This is a genomic window from Streptomyces sp. YGL11-2, from assembly GCF_050054615.1.
Lineage (GTDB): Bacteria > Actinomycetota > Actinomycetes > Streptomycetales > Streptomycetaceae > Streptomyces.
On the sequence record NZ_JBNHIN010000030.1, the window covers coordinates 54,523 to 71,561 of the forward strand.

The 17,039-nt window shown below is 69.1% G+C and carries 14 protein-coding genes; 11 read left to right on the forward strand and 3 right to left on the reverse strand.

Translation table 11 applies throughout. From position 1 onward, the window contains the following. Positions 1 to 435 precede the first annotated feature (435 nt). Both ACO1BR_RS28770 and ACO1BR_RS28775 read left to right on the forward strand, forming a co-directional pair. Positions 436 to 1,311: a class I SAM-dependent methyltransferase gene (locus ACO1BR_RS28770; protein ID WP_426798012.1), complete on the forward strand. Its 876-nt coding sequence runs from the start codon at positions 436 to 438 to the stop codon at positions 1,309 to 1,311. A gap of 166 nt (positions 1,312 to 1,477) precedes the next feature. Beyond that, a complete protein-coding gene (locus ACO1BR_RS28775; RefSeq protein ID WP_426798013.1) occupies positions 1,478 to 3,973 on the forward strand; it encodes a LuxR C-terminal-related transcriptional regulator in 2,496 nt (831 codons plus the stop codon). Between the two features lie 12 nt (positions 3,974 to 3,985). Here the strand turns inward: ACO1BR_RS28775 and ACO1BR_RS28780 are convergent, their stop codons facing one another. The 3 genes from ACO1BR_RS28780 to ACO1BR_RS28790 form a co-directional block, all read right to left on the reverse strand. Further along, positions 3,986 to 5,395: an FAD-binding oxidoreductase gene (locus ACO1BR_RS28780; protein ID WP_426798014.1), complete on the reverse strand. Its 1,410-nt coding sequence runs from the start codon at positions 5,393 to 5,395 to the stop codon at positions 3,986 to 3,988. A 64-nt stretch (positions 5,396 to 5,459) separates the two neighbouring features. Further along, complete coding sequence (locus ACO1BR_RS28785; RefSeq protein ID WP_426798015.1) at positions 5,460 to 5,747, reverse strand: phosphopantetheine-binding protein; 288 nt, start codon at positions 5,745 to 5,747, stop codon at positions 5,460 to 5,462. A 39-nt stretch (positions 5,748 to 5,786) separates the two neighbouring features. Next, positions 5,787 to 6,821 carry a ketoacyl-ACP synthase III family protein gene (locus tag ACO1BR_RS28790; RefSeq protein WP_426798016.1) on the reverse strand — a complete coding sequence of 345 codons (1,035 nt, stop codon included), beginning with the start codon at positions 6,819 to 6,821 and terminating at the stop codon, positions 5,787 to 5,789. Between the two features lie 547 nt (positions 6,822 to 7,368). On the opposite strand from ACO1BR_RS28790, the gene ACO1BR_RS28795 reads away from it, so the two are divergent. The 9 genes from ACO1BR_RS28795 (at position 7,369) to fabG (ending at position 17,032) form a co-directional block, all read left to right on the forward strand. Beyond that, entirely contained in the window at positions 7,369 to 7,887 is a 519-nt protein-coding gene (locus ACO1BR_RS28795; RefSeq protein ID WP_426798017.1) for a flavin reductase family protein, read from the forward strand. Positions 7,888 to 7,969: 82 nt separating this feature from the next. After that, positions 7,970 to 9,319 carry a cation:proton antiporter gene (locus tag ACO1BR_RS28800; protein WP_426798018.1) on the forward strand — a complete coding sequence of 450 codons (1,350 nt, stop codon included), beginning with the start codon at positions 7,970 to 7,972 and terminating at the stop codon, positions 9,317 to 9,319. Positions 9,320 to 9,379: 60 nt separating this feature from the next. Then, the gene (locus tag ACO1BR_RS28805) at positions 9,380 to 11,008 is read left to right on the forward strand and encodes an NAD(P)/FAD-dependent oxidoreductase (protein WP_426798019.1); all 1,629 of its coding nucleotides are present in this window, start codon (positions 9,380 to 9,382) and stop codon (positions 11,006 to 11,008) included. A 547-nt stretch (positions 11,009 to 11,555) separates the two neighbouring features. Further along, positions 11,556 to 12,194, forward strand: a complete 639-nt coding sequence (locus ACO1BR_RS28810) for a response regulator transcription factor (protein WP_426798052.1) — start codon at positions 11,556 to 11,558, stop codon at positions 12,192 to 12,194. Between the two features lie 792 nt (positions 12,195 to 12,986). Then, positions 12,987 to 13,316: a TcmI family type II polyketide cyclase gene (locus ACO1BR_RS28815; RefSeq protein ID WP_426798020.1), complete on the forward strand. Its 330-nt coding sequence runs from the start codon at positions 12,987 to 12,989 to the stop codon at positions 13,314 to 13,316. Then, positions 13,313 to 14,593: a beta-ketoacyl-[acyl-carrier-protein] synthase family protein gene (locus tag ACO1BR_RS28820; RefSeq protein ID WP_426798021.1), complete on the forward strand. Its 1,281-nt coding sequence runs from the start codon at positions 13,313 to 13,315 to the stop codon at positions 14,591 to 14,593. Before ACO1BR_RS28815 ends, ACO1BR_RS28820 begins: the two co-directional genes overlap by 4 nt. Then, a complete protein-coding gene (locus tag ACO1BR_RS28825) occupies positions 14,590 to 15,804 on the forward strand; it encodes a ketosynthase chain-length factor (RefSeq protein WP_426798022.1) in 1,215 nt (404 codons plus the stop codon). The genes ACO1BR_RS28820 and ACO1BR_RS28825 overlap by 4 nt, the downstream gene beginning before the upstream one ends. 118 nt (positions 15,805 to 15,922) lie before the next feature. Next, complete coding sequence (locus tag ACO1BR_RS28830) at positions 15,923 to 16,183, forward strand: acyl carrier protein (protein WP_426798023.1); 261 nt, start codon at positions 15,923 to 15,925, stop codon at positions 16,181 to 16,183. A 63-nt stretch (positions 16,184 to 16,246) separates the two neighbouring features. Next, the gene (fabG, locus tag ACO1BR_RS28835; protein ID WP_426798024.1) at positions 16,247 to 17,032 is read left to right on the forward strand and encodes a 3-oxoacyl-ACP reductase FabG; all 786 of its coding nucleotides are present in this window, start codon (positions 16,247 to 16,249) and stop codon (positions 17,030 to 17,032) included. The last annotated feature ends 7 nt before the right edge of the window (positions 17,033 to 17,039 follow it).

The window sequence follows — 17,039 nt, forward strand, 5'->3', positions numbered from 1 at the left end:
CGGGGACGCGGGGCTGACGGCGAGGGCCCGGATTTCCCGGGGCCCTCGCCGCCGAGCGCGGTCAGCCGCGCTGGCGGGGGGTGTCCTGCCGGCACCCGCGGCCGCAGCCCGGGCCGCAGCCACGGCCGCAGCCGCAACGCACCCTCCGCGAGCGCTGATTCGTGCCGCGCCCGGATGCCCGGAGGGCAGTCGGTGCCGCGGGCGGCCACCGGTGTCGCGGACGTGCTCCGTGTCGCACGTGCCGCCGGCCTCGCCACAGGCGGCGTCGGTCCGAGACCGGGACGTGGTCGGCGTGGCGGGCCGTGTCATAACGGTTGGTACTGACCGAGAGAAGGTCTTGCTATTGGACGCGTGTCCGGGAGCCGTGTTGCTATTGCCTGGACTGCTACGGGAGTGCTGCCGCAGTCAACTCTTGCTGAATTAAGGAGCTTTCTCATGGGGAATGCCGAGAACGCCGAAGAGATGCACCGCCTTTTTGACAAGACCGCGAAGATTTACGATCAGAGCGGTGTTGAATTCTTCGGCCCGATCGGTCGCCGGCTTGTTGAGTTCTCCGAACTGTCTGCCGGCCATTCCGTTCTCGACATCGGTTGTGGCCGTGGCGCCGCCTTGTTCCCGGCCGCCGAGGCCGTCGGTGCGGACGGCGAGGTCATCGGGATCGACATTTCCGAAGAAATGGTCAAGTACGCTGCAGAAGGTGCTCAAGAGCGCGAACTGGGCCAGGTGGACGTCTCCGTGATGAGCGGCCAGGCCCCCGACTTCCCGGTCGGCCGGTTCGACGCCGTGATCGGTAGCTGCAGCCTGTTCATCTGGACCAACGGCCCGGACGACGTCCGCCCCTACCGCGAACTGCTCCGGCCCGGCGGCCGGTTCGCCACCGCTGCGCCCTCCTTCTTCTCGACCCTGCGCGGAAAGTGGGCGCTCTTCCCCGAGATCGTCAACGAGCTGCTCATGCCGTACATGCTGCAGTCTCTCAAGCAGAGCGGGGCCTACGACTCCCAGTTCGCCAATGCCGGCAGCAACTGGCTTGCCACGCCGGAGTCCATCGAGAAGACCCTCACCGGCGCGGGGTTCGTCGACGTGGTCGTCCAGGAAGAGGAACTGCCGGTCGTCGTCGAGTCCGGGCAGCAGTGGGTCGATTTCACCTACACGACCGGCATGCGTGGAATGTGGGAGCGGATCGAGGAGAAGGAGCGCCAAGAGGTCATGGGTGAGGTGTCCCGTCGGCTCGACTCGCTGAAGGACGAGAACGGGGTCATCACCACTCCGGTACCGATCGTCTACGTCCGCGCACAGGCACCCAAGGTCTGACCGCGTTTCGCGGGTTTCGAAGGACGGCGCGCACGGGGCCCGGTGCGTGATCTTCGCCGGGCAGACATCGAACGCTCGGCATGGGGGAAAGGGAATGGCGGGAACAGCCGGAACCGCTTGGCCCGTTGCGGCCAGAGAGAGAGAACTCGCGGACATCGAGCGGTCGATGGACGGAGGGGTTGGCTCCCTCATGGTCGGTGGTCTGGGCGTGGGTAAAAGTGCCCTGCTGCATACCGCGCTGGAGCGAGCCGAGCGCAGCGGAGCGAGTGTGCTGCGGCTCGGTGATCTCCCCGGGCATCCGCGTGCGGTGCCGAGCAGGCGGCGCGTGGTGATCGGAATCGATGACATCCACCGGGCCGATTCCCCGGCACTCGATCTGGCCCACCGACTGGCTCAGGACGGTCAGGCACTGCTCCTGGCCGCGGCTCCGGCGGGAAGTTCGCTGCCCGACGGCATCCGTCGGCTCCTTGTGGGCAAGCGGATCAGGCGTCTGCCTGTCGCACCGTTCGACAGGTCGGGGATCGCCGCGGTGCTCGCTTCCCGCATCGGCGGACCTGTCTCGGCCGACACCGTCGAGCGCTTCTGGGAACTCACCCGCGGAAACTCCCTGACCCTTTGCGAGTTGACGGAACACGCGCTGGCCGAGGGCAGCCTGCAAAACGTACGGGGGAGCTGGCAGTGGGCCGGACTGGTCGGTGTGCCGGACGGCCATCTGGCGGATCTGTCCGACCTGCTGCTCGGTGAACTGGGGCCCGGTGAACGGGAACTGGTCAACATCCTGGCACTGGCCGGGCCTTTGGAGGCCGGGCTCCCGCTGGTCGATGAGCTCGGTCCGGCCGCCGAGTCGCTGAACCTCCGCGGTGTCGTCTCGACCGAACGCGCCGGCTTACGTCTGGTCCTGAGGCTTGCCCACCCGCTGTGCGAGGTCGTGGTTGCCTCCTCCCTGGCAGAGCTGACGGCCCGTCGCCTCCGGCTGCGGATCGCCGACGCGCTCGAACGTACCGGCGCGCGCCGTCTTGGCGACGCGGCACGCATCGCCAGGCTTCGGATCGGGACGGGGCAGCTTCCGCGGCCCGCACGGCTGCGGACCGCGGCTGCCGACGCACTGAGGGCGCAGGACTTCAGGCTCGCCGAGCACCTGTGCCGGACGGTTCTCGCGACCAGCGCCGCCCCGGCCCCGGATCTGTCGCTGATGCTCGGCGAGGCGTTGGCCGGACAGCGCCGTCACACCGAGGCGGAAGCCTGCTTCGGGCAGCTGGAGACATCCGGTGCGGGGCCGGAGCGCCATACGGAACTCGTCCGGGCGCGGGCGCGCAACCTGGCGCTCGGACTCCACAGGCCCCGGGAGGCCGAAGCCTTCGTGGCGGAGGCCGCCGTTCACGACCGGGGTGCCCCGGCCGAGGCGTACGAGCAGGAGCTCTCCCTCGCACGGCTGCTCACGGACCGGCTCGGCGAGATACGGCCTCCGGCCGGGTCCGCCCCCGCCGCGTCGGCTTCGCCCGCGGCGCAGCGGACGTGGCCCGTCCTGGCCCTTGCCCGTCACGAGCTGGGTGACACCGAGGGGGGACGCACCGTCCTGCGCGGCTGCCGGCCGTTCCTGGCCGGCTTGAGCGCAGCGACGCAGCTCGATCACCGGGCCGTCATGGGCGCGATCGCTTTGCACGCCGGAGGGGAGGCCGAGGCCACCGCGGTCCTGGACGACATGCGGCAGCACGGGAATGACGGCAACCCCCGGCACCGGATGCATGCTCAGCTGCTTGAAGCCCAGATCCACCGGAGTGCGGGCCGGACGGCGCAGGCCGTCGACCTCCTCCGGCAGGCCGCCACGTACCGGGGCCCTGCCGAATGGCTCACCACCAAGGCGTGGCGCCTGGCTCAGCTGGCAGGTGTGCTCGCGGAGCTGGGGGAGGACAGGGAGGCCATGTACCTCCTCGACGAGGTCCGGGTGGCGCAGGAGGGCGAGCCGTCGTACCCCCTGGTTTCGGATGCCGTGGCACTGGAGCGTGCGCTGGTCACGGCCCACCTCGGCGACCGTGTCGCCGCGGCTCGCCTGGCGCTTGAGGTCGCCGAGCGCGCCGCCGCCGCCGGCCGGGCCACTCAGGCACTCACCGCTCTGCATCTGGCCGCCCGGTCCGGCGCGGCCGTCCGGGCCGTGGCCATGCGGGCCCCCGGCCCGGCGGGTCCGGGCACGGCGGCACTCCGGGCGGGCCATATACAGGCGCTCGCGGGCAACGATGGCACCGCCCTCGACGAGACCTCCGCCCGTTTCGAGTCCCTGGGGCTGCTGCCGCTGGCCGCCGAGGCGTCCGCGCAGGCCGCTGAGGCCCATCGGGCGTCCGGAAACGGCCGCGGGTCGCGTCTCTCCAGGGCCAGAGGCGTGGAGCTGATCTCCCGCTGCGATGTCGCGCTCCCGGACTGGGCGACGCCGGACGGCAGGCGGGAGGTGGGGACCCGGGCGGAACTCACCGGCAGGGAACGGGAAATCGTGTCACTGGCCGTCTCCCAGCTGTCCAACCAGCAGATCGCGGGCCGCCTGGTGCTTTCCGTGCGCACCGTGGAGAACCATCTGTACCGCGCCTACGCGAAGCTCGGAGTCACCACCCGCGCGGAACTCGCCCATCGGCTGGGCGTGGGCACTTTCCCGTCCAGGCGGATCGCCTGAGGGCAGCTGGATTCACTCCGTCCGGTGGGCCTCCGGTATGCCGTGGTGGAAGCGGAAGACGTGGTACGGGTCGTGCAACTCCTTGAGAGCACACAGCCGTTGTGCGTCGGCCGCGTGATGGATGCCGTCGATGGCGGGTGCCGTGCCGTCGCCGTAGACGAAGTTCGGGCTCCGGCCGATCGTCCGCGGGAAGACGGCCTCGAACAGCCTGCGGTGGAGGGGTTGCACCACGGAGCGCGGCGCAATGGCGAGCGGGGAGACAACCCTTAGCAGGTACTGGGCACTTCGGTGGCCGACCGCGCTGCCCCCCGCCGGTTCGCGGGAGAGCGCGCCCCCGAGGTGCCGCAGCTCCACCACGCACATGACGGCCGCCTTGGGACCGGCCAGACCGAGGATGGTGCGTACCGTGTCGGCGTCCACCCCGTCCAGCAGGGCGTTGTCGCCCATGTACGCATGGGGGACGACGGAATCGCTGTATATCTCGCCGGAGGACGTGTACGGCATGTCCCGCACGGAGTCGATCGCCCGCGGTCCAAGAGCGCGTAGGGGGGCGATGAGTTGCTCGCAGTCCCTGGCGCTCAGGGTGCCGGCGATCCGGATCTGAGCCGCGTAGTGCCCTCGGAGCGGCGCCGGGAACATGGGCAGGTCGGGAAACCTCATGAGCGTCACCGACGTCGTCAGCTCCTCCGGGAGCGTGGCGGTCCATGCGACGTAGCTCTGCAGGACGTCCTCCACCACCCCACCGGTGAAGGCGAGCGTGCCGCCGTGGATCCGTGACACCGGTACGAGACCGATCTCCATGCCCGTCACGACGCCGAAGGAACTCCCGGCTCCGCGCAGCGCCCAGAACAGTTCGGCATCGGTGGCCGCGTCGACATGGCGCAGTTCGCCGTCCGCCGTGACGAGGTCGAAACCGCGAGCGTGATCGGAGGCGTACCCGAATTGGCGTGCCAGCAGGCCCAGCCCGCCCCCCAGCGTGTAGGGCACCGCGGCTACCAGTGGCGCCGAGCCGCTCAGTGGAGCCAGTCCGTACCGGGCGGCTGCCAGAATCACCTGCTTCCAGCGGGTGCCGGCGCCGATCCGCGCGGTGCGGGCCGCGGGATCGATGTGCACCCCGGTCATCCGGCGTGTGTTGATCAGCAGGCCGCCGTCCGTCACCACCGGCAGTCCGTGTCCGGAGCCCTGTACGGCGACCGTTCCGCCGTGGGTCGTGGCGTACGCCACCGCCGCTCGCACATCGTCGTGGTCCCGCGCACCCACGATCAGCGACGGGCGATGCCGGAAGGCCGTTTGGTGAGCGGTGCGCTCCGCTTCGTAGCCCTGGTCGTCCGGCAGCAGTACCGGGCCGCTCACCCGGGCGGCCAGCGCGTGTGCGTCAGCGTCCGCGCCGGCCGGCCGCGTCGTTGTCGTGGGGTCGGTCACTGCTGTCCTTCCGGGTGTCCGGGTACGCCGCACGCACCGTTCGTGGAGCGGAAATCGTGTGGTGTCAGGGGGAGTTCTCCGCCTTCGCCGCCACCTGCCGGGTGATCAGCTCGTTCCACGAGGAGAACGTCGGGGTCCTGGCCATCTCGCCGAACGTCACGGGAAGTCCCGAGCGGCGCCATGCGGTGACGAGGCGCATCATCTGCAAGGACCCCAGGCCCAGCCGGATGAGATTGGCGTCGTCGGCGATCTCCGTGGGGGAGACGCCGATCAGGTCGGCGAGTTTCGCCCGCAACTGTTCGCCGGTGGCGGGTGCGTCGGATCCGGGTTCGGTATGAGCGCTGCCGTTCATGCTGCGGCTTCCTTTCTGGCGCGGGTCCGGCTGTTCGGCCTATTCGGCGTCGGGTTCGGAAACGATCTCGAAGATCGCGCAGCCGGCTTCGAATCCGGGACTTCCGGTGAAGAGCAGAACCTTGTCCCCGGGGTGAACCTGGCGGGACTTCCAGAGGTGTTCCAGGCCGATGAAGACATCGGCCGCGCTGATGTGTCCGACCCGCTTGGTGTGCTCCCAGATCCCGCGGTCCACAGTGAACCCGATGGGGTCGAGGAACTGGTCCCGCAGCGCGTCCAAGGTGGCGCTGGGGTGGCATACCCGGGTGATCTCGTCCGCGGTGATGCCGGCGTCCCGCAGCGCCTCGTCCAGCGCCCTCTGCAGCACCTCGCCGGGGTGCTCCATGGGAGGAGTGTTGCCGTTGGCCCACTCCTCCATCCAGAACTTGACGCGAGCCTCGTAGTCCAGTTCCCGGCCGACCGTCACCGCGGGCGGGAAGATCGGCTCACTGCCGCGGTGCAGTGACTCCATCGCCGGGGCGGAATGCGTTCCGACGGACAGCAGTCGGGCGAATCCGTCGTTCCGGGAGACCACGGCGGCGGCGGCCCCGTCCCCGAAGATGGAGAGCCGCGACGTCGTCCAGCGGTTCACCAGGGGAGCGGAGTAGTTGTCCGCGGCGGTGAGCAGGACCGCGGACTTCTCGGGGTCACACGCAAGGCGGTGCGCGGAGATGACAAGGGACGAGAGCATCCCCTGACAACCCTGCTTGACTTCCATCGCCGTGATCGGAGTGCCCAGCGTGCGGGCGAGAATGTAGTGGGGAGGGGACCAGCCGTCGGGGCCTTGGTGGTACGCCGAGCTGTGCATCAACGCGCCGAAATCCTCGGGAGCATGGCCCGAACGCTGCACGGCCTCCTTGGCCGCCAGTACCGCCATCTCCGGGGCCGACAGCGAATCGGCGATCGCGACGGACTCCAGCCCAGACGCCTCCCGGACCTCCGCGTCGTACCAACCGGCCTTCACCGCCTGCTCTGTTGTCACCAGGTCAGGCACGTACGTGCCGAGGCTGGCGAGATAGACGCCCTCAATCTTCATCGTCGATCCCTTCCGACGCCCTCATACGGATACCGGCACGGTCGGTTCTGCGCACCGTCCTTGTCAGCCGATCACGAAGCCGCGCCCCACCGCCTGAGTACCGAGTACTCAAATCGTGGTCACCGTGCGCGCGCGGCACACGGCGGTCGCCCGACCGCGCTCCGGCCGGCGCGGTTGCGTGGGGCGGCGGACGCTCTCCGGCTGCCGCCGGGCATTGTTGACGCGCGGCTGGAAGTCGCCTGCGAAGATCTGACCAAGTTCTGAAACGGCGTGGGTTGAAACCGCGACCGTTGCCGATGAAGCATGGGGCCATGGCCCCTGGGGCTGAGCGGTGGGGCCGCGCGGCCGGCCGCCGGCCGACTCCACCGGGCCCACGAGGGGCCTGGCCGGAACTCGATGTCCCCGGCCGCAGCGGCCGGCTGAAGCGGTCCGGCTTGCCGGTACAGGCCACGAAACAGGTGCGCACGCACCGTACCCGCCTGCGCGCGACTCCCGTCATGGAAGACCCGTTGACTCGTCACCGACCCAAGGGGCGCATGTGACTTCGATGTCGTCAGACACTCAGGACCTGCGTGGTGCCGGGCCGGTCGAGGCGAAGATGCTGCGAAGCGTGTGCGGACTCTTCGTGACCGGGGTGACCGTGATCACCAGCGGACGCGGGGAGCAGGCGGCGGGAACCACGGTCAACTCCTTCACCTCGGTGTCCCTGGAGCCACCGCTGGTGCTGTTCTGCCTGCACCGGGCGTCCCGGCTGCGTGCGGTGGTGGCGCGGTCAGCGGCGTACGCGGTGAACCTTCTGGCCGCCCCGCAGGAGTCGCTGGCGCTCGCGTTCGCGAGCAGGGCGACCGCGTCGCTGCGGGAGGTGCCCCATCACGCCTCGGTGACCGGAGTGCCCGTCCTCAGCGATGCCCTGGGCTTTCTGTCCTGCCGGCTGGTCAACACCGTCGAGGCCGGTGACCACACGGTGTTCGTGGGCGAGGTGGTCGAGGTGGGCCTCCCCACGCGCGGCGAGGAGCCGTTGGTCGCCTTCCGCGGGGAGCTGGGGCCCCTCAGAGAAGCCCCGTGAAGGCACCCGCAGGTTGCCCGAAACCGCGGGAGACCTTCCTTCCGACGGCCCGCCGTTCCCTTGTGGCAAAAGGAGTTCCCTCATGACGTCGGCAGCCGTCGTTGTCGCCCCGATCTCCAGCCATGCGCTGATGGTTCTGCTCCTGCAGGTGGGGGTGTTGCTGCTGACGGGGATGGTGCTGGGCCGACTGGCCCAGCGGTTCGGCATGCCCTCCCTGGTGGGGGAACTGGCAGCGGGTGTGATCCTGGGGCCCTCGTTGCTCGCCCATGTCGCCCCCGGCCTGGGGGGCTGGCTGTTTCCGCAGGAAGCCCAGCAGATGCATCTGCTCGATGCGGTCGGCCAGTTGGGCGTCGTCCTGCTCGTCGGCTTCACCGGGATGCACGTGGATCTGAGTCTCCTGCGCCGCCAGGGGGTGCGGGCCGTGGGAGTCAGTGCCGCGGGCCTGATCCTGCCGCTGGTACTCGGCATCTGGCTGGGATTCGGACTGCCGGGGCAGCTGCGCGCGGGGGGTGCCGACCCGACGGTCTTCGCGCTCTTCGTCGGGGTCGCCATGTCCGTCAGCGCCATCCCGGTCATCGCCAGAACACTGATCGACATGAAGCTGATCCACCGCAACGTGGGTCAGCTGATCCTGATCGCCGGAACCATCGACGACGCCGTGGGCTGGCTGCTGGTCTCACTGATCGCAGCCATGGCCGAAACCGGTCTGCACACAGGCGACGTGATGACGGCGCTGGGCCACATGGCCTTGCTCCTGATCTGCACGATGACCGTCGGTCGGGTGGTGATCCGTGCGGCCATGCGGGCGGCGATGCGTTCCGGTGTCCCGGGGCTGCCCATCGTGACCGCGGTCGCACTGATGGCACTGGCGTCGGCCGGTACCAACCTGCTGGGACTCGAAGCGGTCTTCGGCGCCTTCCTGTGCGGCATCCTGATCGGATCGGACAAGGGCATCGACACGAAGACGCTGAGGCCGCTGAACACGACGGTGATGGCGTCGCTGGCCCCCTTGTTCTTCGCCACCGCGGGGCTGCGTATGGACCTGACCGCGCTGGCCGATCCACGGATCGCTCTGTGGGGCCTCGCGGTGTTCGCCGTCGCGGTCCTCGGGAAGTTCCTGGGCGCCTTTGCCGGCGGTCTCTCCGCCCGTATGAGCCGGTGGGAGTCACTGGCCCTGGGCGCCGGCATGAACGCCCGCGGCGTCATCGAAGTGATCATCGCGATGATCGGGGTCCGGCTGGGGCTGCTGTCCGGCGCGATGTACAGCATCATCGTGCTCGTCGCCGTGCTCACGTCCGTGATGGCGCCGCCTCTGCTGCGTCTGGCCATGAACCAGGTCGAGCACACGGCGGAGGAAGAGCTGCGCCACCTCCAGGTCCGCGCCCTGCAGGATCCGTCCGACGGCGGTCGGGACCCCATCAGCCGAACATAGCCACCTCAACCGATCAGCACTATCCGTCAACTGGTCTTCCACGAAGGGTGAGGCGTGAAGATGAACGACAGACCACCGCAGCGCGAGACGAGCGACGAACGCTATGACGTGGCCATCCTCGGCGCGGGCATGGCCGGCGGCATGCTGGGCGCGGTGCTCGCCCGCAACGGAGTGAGGGTCCTGCTGATCGACGCGGGCGTGCACCCGCGCTTCGCGGTAGGAGAGTCCACCATTCCGTACACCTCGACCATGACCAAGGTCATCGCCGAGCGCTACGACGTCCCCGAGATCGCACCGCTCGCCAGCTTCCGCGGGATCCAGGACAGGATCTCCCCCATGAGCGGGCGCAAGCAGAACTTCGGGTTCGTCTATCACCAGGAGGGGCGGCCGCAGGACTCGGAGCAGGTCAACCAGCTGGTGATCCCCGAATGGCAGCGCACCGAGAGCCACTTGTTCCGGCAGGACACGGATGCCTATCTGTTCAACCTCGCCGTCGGCTACGGTGCTCAGCCGTGCCTGAACACACGGATCCAGGACATCGAGACGGGTACGGACGGCGTCCTGCTTCGCTCGGACCGCGGGGAGGAGTTCAGGGCCGAGTACCTCGTGGACGGCAGCGGATTCCGCTCCCCGGTCGCCGACAGGTTCGGGTTGCGTGAGGAGCCCACGCGCGCACGGCACCACTCACGCACCCTGTTCACCCACATGGTGAACGTCACGCCCTTCGACGACGCCGAGGCGGCCTCGGCACACAAGCAGCCCAGCCCCTGGCACCACGGCACCCTGCACCACGTGTTCGACGGCGGCTGGCTGTGGGTGATCCCGTTCGACAACCATGAGGGCGCGCTCAGCACGCTGTGCAGTGTGGGACTGACCCTCGACGAGCGGGTGTTCCCCAAGACGGGCCTGACCCCGCAGGAGGAGTTCGACGACTTCCTGCGCCGATTCCCGCAGATCGCCGAGCAGTTCACCGGGGCCGCGGCGGTGCGCCCCTGGGTCTCCACGGGCCGGTTGCAGTACTCCGCGACGCGGACGGTCGGTGAGCGCTACTGCCTGACCGCGCACGCGGCGGGGTTCATCGACGCGCTCTACTCACGCGGGCTGACCAACACGCTGGAGGTCGTCAACTCCCTTGCGTGGCGGCTGATCGAGGCCACCCGTGACGGCGACTGGTCCACCGAGCGCTTCGCGTTCGTCGACAGCCTTCAGCAGGGCCTGTACGACGTACACGACGACCTCGTCTACAGCTCCTTCGTGGGCTTTCGTGACTACCACCTGTGGAACGCGGTGTCCCGGGTGTGGAAGGCGACCAGCATCATGCCCACGATGACTCTTGAGCGTGCGTACCGCTCCTTCCTGGAGACCCGGGACGAGCGAGTGCTGCGGGACCTGGAGAAGCGGGAGACCCCGGGGTTCCCGGATCCCGTCGGGCGGGACATCGGCGAGCTGCTGACCTACACCCGCGAGCTCTGCCAGGAGGTCGAGTCCGGTGGCGTGACTCCCGGCCAGGCCGCACTGGACGTGTTCGCCCGGCTCCGGCGGATGGACTCCCTCCCGGCGCCGTTCGCGCTGGGTGATCCGGACAACCGCTGCTTCGAAGCCACCCCCGAACTCATGGGGCAGACTGCGGAATGGGGCAGGACGGACGCGCCCGCGCACATCAAGTCGCTATTCACACAGGGCAGTTGAGCTGCCGTGCCTGCCGCCGGTGCGGTGACGGCAGGCACGGAGCAGGGCCGTGGGTCCAGGCCGGAGAAGCGGCGTGACCTGGCACTCCGGGCCGGACGATGCCACACTCGCGAAAGACGTGTCACGCCCGGCGGCTTTTTAACTCAACGAAAAATTAGCTCAATTTTGACTTGGATTCCGACTTCGCCGTCACGCGAGTCTGCCGTCACAACCGCCTCGATTTTACTTGAAACGCGGCTATGAAGGTTTGTTATGCTCACTCGATAGTGATGCGGGGAAGGCGTGCGCATCGCACGTGACCCCAAGTCCCGTGCCACTCGATCCAGGCTTGCCTGGCGTTGACGGTCGATGCGTAGGCGCTCTCCGTTGGTCCTCAGTTTTGCTGCATGGACTGTATAAGGGGGAGATTGTGACTCGTACCGACCTGATGAATCCCTATCTTCCGGCAGTGCCTGGCGCGAGGGTGGCAGGCACTGCCGAAGTGGAGGTTCATGTTCCACGACAGCAATCAAGCAGCAGATCGTCCGCCGTATGGCGAGTTCTCGTGGTGGAGAGCGACAGCGAGGAAGCGGAAGTCCTGGTGAAGGGGCTTCAGCGGCACGGGCACGAGGTGGAACGGGTGGACACCGGGATCGCCGCGCTGCGCGCCTATGACAGCGTGGACCTCGTTCTCCTGGACCTCGAACTTCCCGACCTGGACGGCCTGGAGGTCTGCCGCCGGGTCCGCTCCGCCGGCACCACCGCGTTAATCGCCGTCACCGCGCGCGACACCGAACTCGACCGCGTTCTGGGTCTGCAGGCGGGCGCCGACGACTACCTCGTCAAGCCCTACGGCTTCCGTGAGCTGATGGCGCGTATGGATGCCGTGATGCGCCGCGTGCAGGCCAATACCGCTGCCCCGCCCGTCATCTCCCACGGCCCCCTGCGGATCGACGCCGCCGCCCGCCAGGTCAGCCTTGACGGCCGCCGCATCGATGTGACCCGCAAGGAATTCGACCTCCTGTACCTCCTCGCCTCCCAGCCCGACGCCGTCATTCCGCGCAAACGGATCATGCAGGAGGTCTGGGGCGACGTCTGGTCGCGCCGAACGATCGACACCCACGTCAGCAGCCTTCGCAACAAACTCGGCGCCAGTGACTGGATATTCACTGTCCGTGGCGTCGGTTTCCAGCTGGGACATGCCTGAAAACTGACGGATCGCCGCCGTTGCGTCGTCCCCACGACGAGTGCTCCGGCCCCGGGCTGACCCGGGAACGTCCGAACCGAACCGATCCAGGACCAGGCACCGAAGTACCTACCCTGCCACGCACCGCCGCCGGTTGCTCCGGCCGCGTGCCCTGACATCGGCCCCCGGGACATGGTCCCGGGGGCCGATGTCATGCCCGGCGGACGTTCCGTGCCGAGGTTACCGGGCCCTCCCCGGTGGACTGCCGGGCTTTCCCCGCGCCGCACCGCCGGCCCTTCCCCGCGCCGCAACGGCGGAAAGCGGAATTCCGGTCTCGGTGATGACGCCGGCCTCTGGTCGGCGACCACCCCAACCCGCATTCGCGGTCGTCACCGTCAACCATGAGTCCCCTCCACACTCCGGTTTTTGCGGAACACTCTTCGGGGAATCCGAGGGAGCGACGGGTTCGCCCCGACCTGCCGTTTTGACAAGACCCTGACTCTCCTCTGACAGGCGCTGAAGGGAAACGCAGGGACGTCGCCGAACATGACGCAACCTGACCTGTTTCTGAATGAGAATTTCTTGTAGGGCGGTCATTGACCGTAGACCCTTGTACCCAGGATCCGGCGCACCGTTCCGAGGTTGTCTGGAAACCCACTTGGCTCGGCCGGGCCGGGCCCCCGCTGCCGATGTGCGCTGCGGGCGCGGTGCCTCCCAGGACTCCACGACCGTGCACGGCGACCGCGCCGTCCCTTTCACCTCGGCTTTCGGTCGGGCCGTGAGGCCACGCGTGAGCTCACGAAGGAGAGAACCTTGCACAGCACCTTGATCGTGGCTCGGATGCACCCCGCTTCGAGCGATGACGTCGCCGGGCTGTTCGCCGACTTCGACGCCACGGAGATGCCGCACCGCATGGGCACGCGGCGCCGCCAGCTGTTCTCGTTCCGGGGAATGTACTTCCACCTCCAGGACTTCGATTCGGACAACGGCGGCGAGCGGATCGAGCAGGCGAAGACCGACCCGCGCTTCGTGCGGATCAGCGAGGACCTCAAGCCGTACATCGAGGCGTGCGACCCGCAGACCTGGCGCTCGCCGTCCGATTCGATGGCCACCCGTTTCTACAACTGGGAGGCCGGAGCGTGACGGGCAGACGGGTTGCCATCACCGGCATGGAGGTCCTGGCGCCGGGCGGAGTGGGCGTCAAGGAGTTCTGGAGCCTGCTCAGCGAGGGCCGCACCGCGACCCGGAACATCACCTTCTTCGACCCCGCCCCCTTCCGCTCCAAGGTCGCCGCCGAAATCGACTTCGACCCGGAAGCACATGGCCTCAGGCCCCAGGAAGTACGGCGTATGGACCGGGCCGCGCAGTTCGCCGTGGTCGCGGCGCGCGGTGCGGTTGCCGACAGCGGCATCGCACTGGACCACCTCGACCCCTACCGCGTCGGTGTGACCATCGGCAGCGCGGTCGGCGCCACCACGGGCCTGGACCAGGAGTACCGGGTGGTCAGTGACGGTGGCCGCCTCGACCTGGTCGACCATGCGTATGCGGTTCCGCACCTGTTCGACTACATGGTGCCCAGCTCCTTCGTGGCCGAGGTGGCCTGGGCCGTTGGCGCCGAAGGCACCAGTTCCATGACGTCCACTGGGTGTACCTCCGGCATCGACTCGGTCGGCCATGCCGTCGAGCTGATCCGCGAGGGCACCGCGGACGTCATGATCGCCGGCTCTTCCGACGCACCGATCTCGCCGATCACCATGGCCTGCTTCGATGCCATCAAGGCGACCACGCCCCGCACCGACGCCCCCGAGTGCGCCTCGCGCCCGTTCGACATGACCCGCAACGGCTTCGTCCTCGGTGAGGGCTGCGCGGTGTTCGTGCTGGAGGAGCTGGAGAGTGCGCGCCGGCGCGGCGCCCACATCTATGCGGAGATCGCCGGATACGCCACACGCAGCAACGCGTACCACATGACCGGTCTGCGCCAAGACGGCGCGGAGATGGCGGAGGCGATCCGGGCCGCCCTGGACGAAGCCACGCTCAATGCCGAGGACGTCGACTACATCAACGCGCACGGCTCGGGCACCAAGCAGAACGACCGGCACGAGACGGCCGCGTTCAAGAGGAGCCTGGGCGACCACGCCTACCGGACCCCGGCCAGCTCCATCAAGTCGATGGTCGGGCACTCGCTGGGCGCGATCGGCTCCATCGAAATCGCGGCCAGTGCGCTGGCCATGGAGCACCACCTCGTGCCGCCCACGGCCAATCTGCACACCCCCGACCCGGAGTGCGACTTGGACTACGTACCGCTGACCGCCCGCGAACAGACCACGGACACCGTGCTCACGGTCGGCAGCGGGTTCGGCGGCTTCCAGAGCGCCATGGTCCTGGCCAGGCCGGACCGGCCGGGGAGGGCTGCCGCATGAGCGCCAGGACCGTGGTGACGGGCCTGGGCGTGGCCGCGCCCAACGGCCTGGGCACGCAGGACTTCTGGGCGGCGACCCGGGCCGGCAAGAGCGCCATCGGCCGGATCACCCGCTTCGACCCGGCGCAGTATCCGGCACGGCTGGCCGGGGAGGTCCCCGGGTTCGTGGCGGAGGACCATCTGCCGGGCCGGCTGCTGCCGCAGACCGACCGGATGACCCGGATCGCGCTGGCCGCCGCGGACTGGGCGCTTGCCGACGCAGGGGTGGATCCGCGCGAACTGCCCGCGTACGACATGGGTGTGGTCACCGCGAGTGCGTCCGGCGGCTTCGAGTTCGGCCAGGGCGAGCTGCGCAAGCTGTGGAGCCAAGGGAGCCAGTACGTCAGCGCGTACCAGTCCTTCGCCTGGTTCTACGCGGTCAACAGCGGCCAGATCTCCATCCGCAACGGGATGAAGGGCCCCAGCGGAGTCCTCGTCAGTGACCAGGCCGGCGGCCTGGACGCGGTGGCGCAGGCCCGCAGGCACATCCGCAAGGGCACCCCGCTCATCGTCACCGGGGCCGTCGACGCCTCGATCTGCCCCTGGGGCTGGGTCGCGCAGATGGCGAACGGACGGCTGAGCACCAGCGAGGAGCCCGCCCGTGCCTACCTGCCCTTCGACGAGGAGGCGAACGGACACGTGCCGGGTGAGGGCGGGGCGATCCTCGTCGTGGAGGATGCCGCCGCCGCCCGCGCGCGCGGAGCCAAGGTCTACGGGGAGATCGCGGGGTACGGAGCGACGATCGACCCGAAACCGGGAATCGGGCGCCCGCCGGGGCTCCGCAAGGCCATCGAACTGGCCCTCGCGGACGCCGGGTTGTCCCCGGCCGAGGTGGACGTGGTGTTCGCCGACGCCGCTGGTGTCGCCGACCTCGACCGGATCGAGGCCGAGGCGATCGGCGCGGTCTTCGGTCCACGCGGGGTCCCGGTCACCGCGCCCAAGACGATGACCGGCCGCCTGCACTCGGGCGGAGGGCCGCTGGACCTGGCCGCCGCGCTGCTGGCGATCGGTGAGCAACTCGTCCCGCCCACCGTGAACGTCGAGCCGTCGCCCGGCTACGGACTGGACCTGGTGGTGTCCCAGCCACGCCCCGCGCGGCTGCGGACAGCGCTGGTGCTGGCACGCGGCCACGGCGGGTTCAACTCCGCCATGGCCGTGCGCGCCGTCCGGTAGGCCCCCGATCCAGCGCCCCCATCGACCGATCCCCCGTGCGAGATGGGGGCGCTGCCATGGCCGCAGTGCCCAGGGCGGGCCGGCGACGACACCTCATACCGAAAGCGAGGGAAGTGACGTGACCACCAACGAATTCACCCTTGACGACCTCAAGCGGATCCTCCGGCAAGTCGCGGGTGTGGACGAGGCGTTCGGCCTCGACGGCGACATCCTCGACAGCGACTTCGAGCAACTGGGCTACGAGTCCCTCGCGCTGCTGGAGACAGGCAGCTGCATCGAGCGCGAGTACGGCATCGCCCTCGATGACACCGCGGTGAGCGGCACGGCCACCCCGCGGGAACTCATCAACGCCGTCAACGGGCTGCTCGCCGCCGCCTGACCGGTGCGACCGTCCCCACACCCCTCATCCCCCACCACCCACCACGCGGAAGGAAGAGCGAGTATGTCTCAGCAGGAGCAGCGGGTCGCCCTGGTCACCGGCGCCACCAGCGGCATCGGCCTCGCTGTCGCCCGGACCCTGGCGACCGCCGGCCACCGGGTCTTCATCGGTGCGCGGAGCGCGGAGAACGTGGCCTCGACCGTCGAGCGGCTGCGCGAGGAGGGGCACACCGCCGACGGCGCAGCCCTGGACGTGCGCCGGGACGCCGAGGTGGAGTCCTTCGTCCGGGCCGCCATCGACCGCTTCGGTGGCGTCGACGTCCTGGTGAACAACGCCGGCCGCAGCGGCGGCGGGGTGACCGCCGACATCACCGACGAGGTGTGGTACGACGTCATCGACACCAACCTCCACAGCGTGTTCCGGATGACCCGAGAGGTGCTCAACACCGGTGGCATGCGGACCAAGAGCCGCGGTCGGATCATCAACATCGCCTCCACCGCGGGGAAGCAGGGCGTGGTGCTGGGCGCTCCCTACTCCGCGTCCAAGCACGGCGTGGTCGGATTCACCAAGGCGTTGGGCAACGAGCTGGCACCGACCGGTATCACCGTCAACGCGGTCTGCCCCGGCTATGTGGAGACACCGATGGCGCAGCGCGTGCGCCAGGGGTACGCCGCGGCGTACGACACCACGGAGGATGCCATCCTCCGGAAATTCCAGGCGAAGATCCCGCTGGGCCGCTACGCGACTCCCGAGGAGGTCGCCGGACTCGTCGGTTACCTGGCCTCGGACACCGCCGCGTCCATCACCGCCCAGGCTCTCAACGTCTGCGGCGGCCTGGGCAACTTCTGAGCCGTAC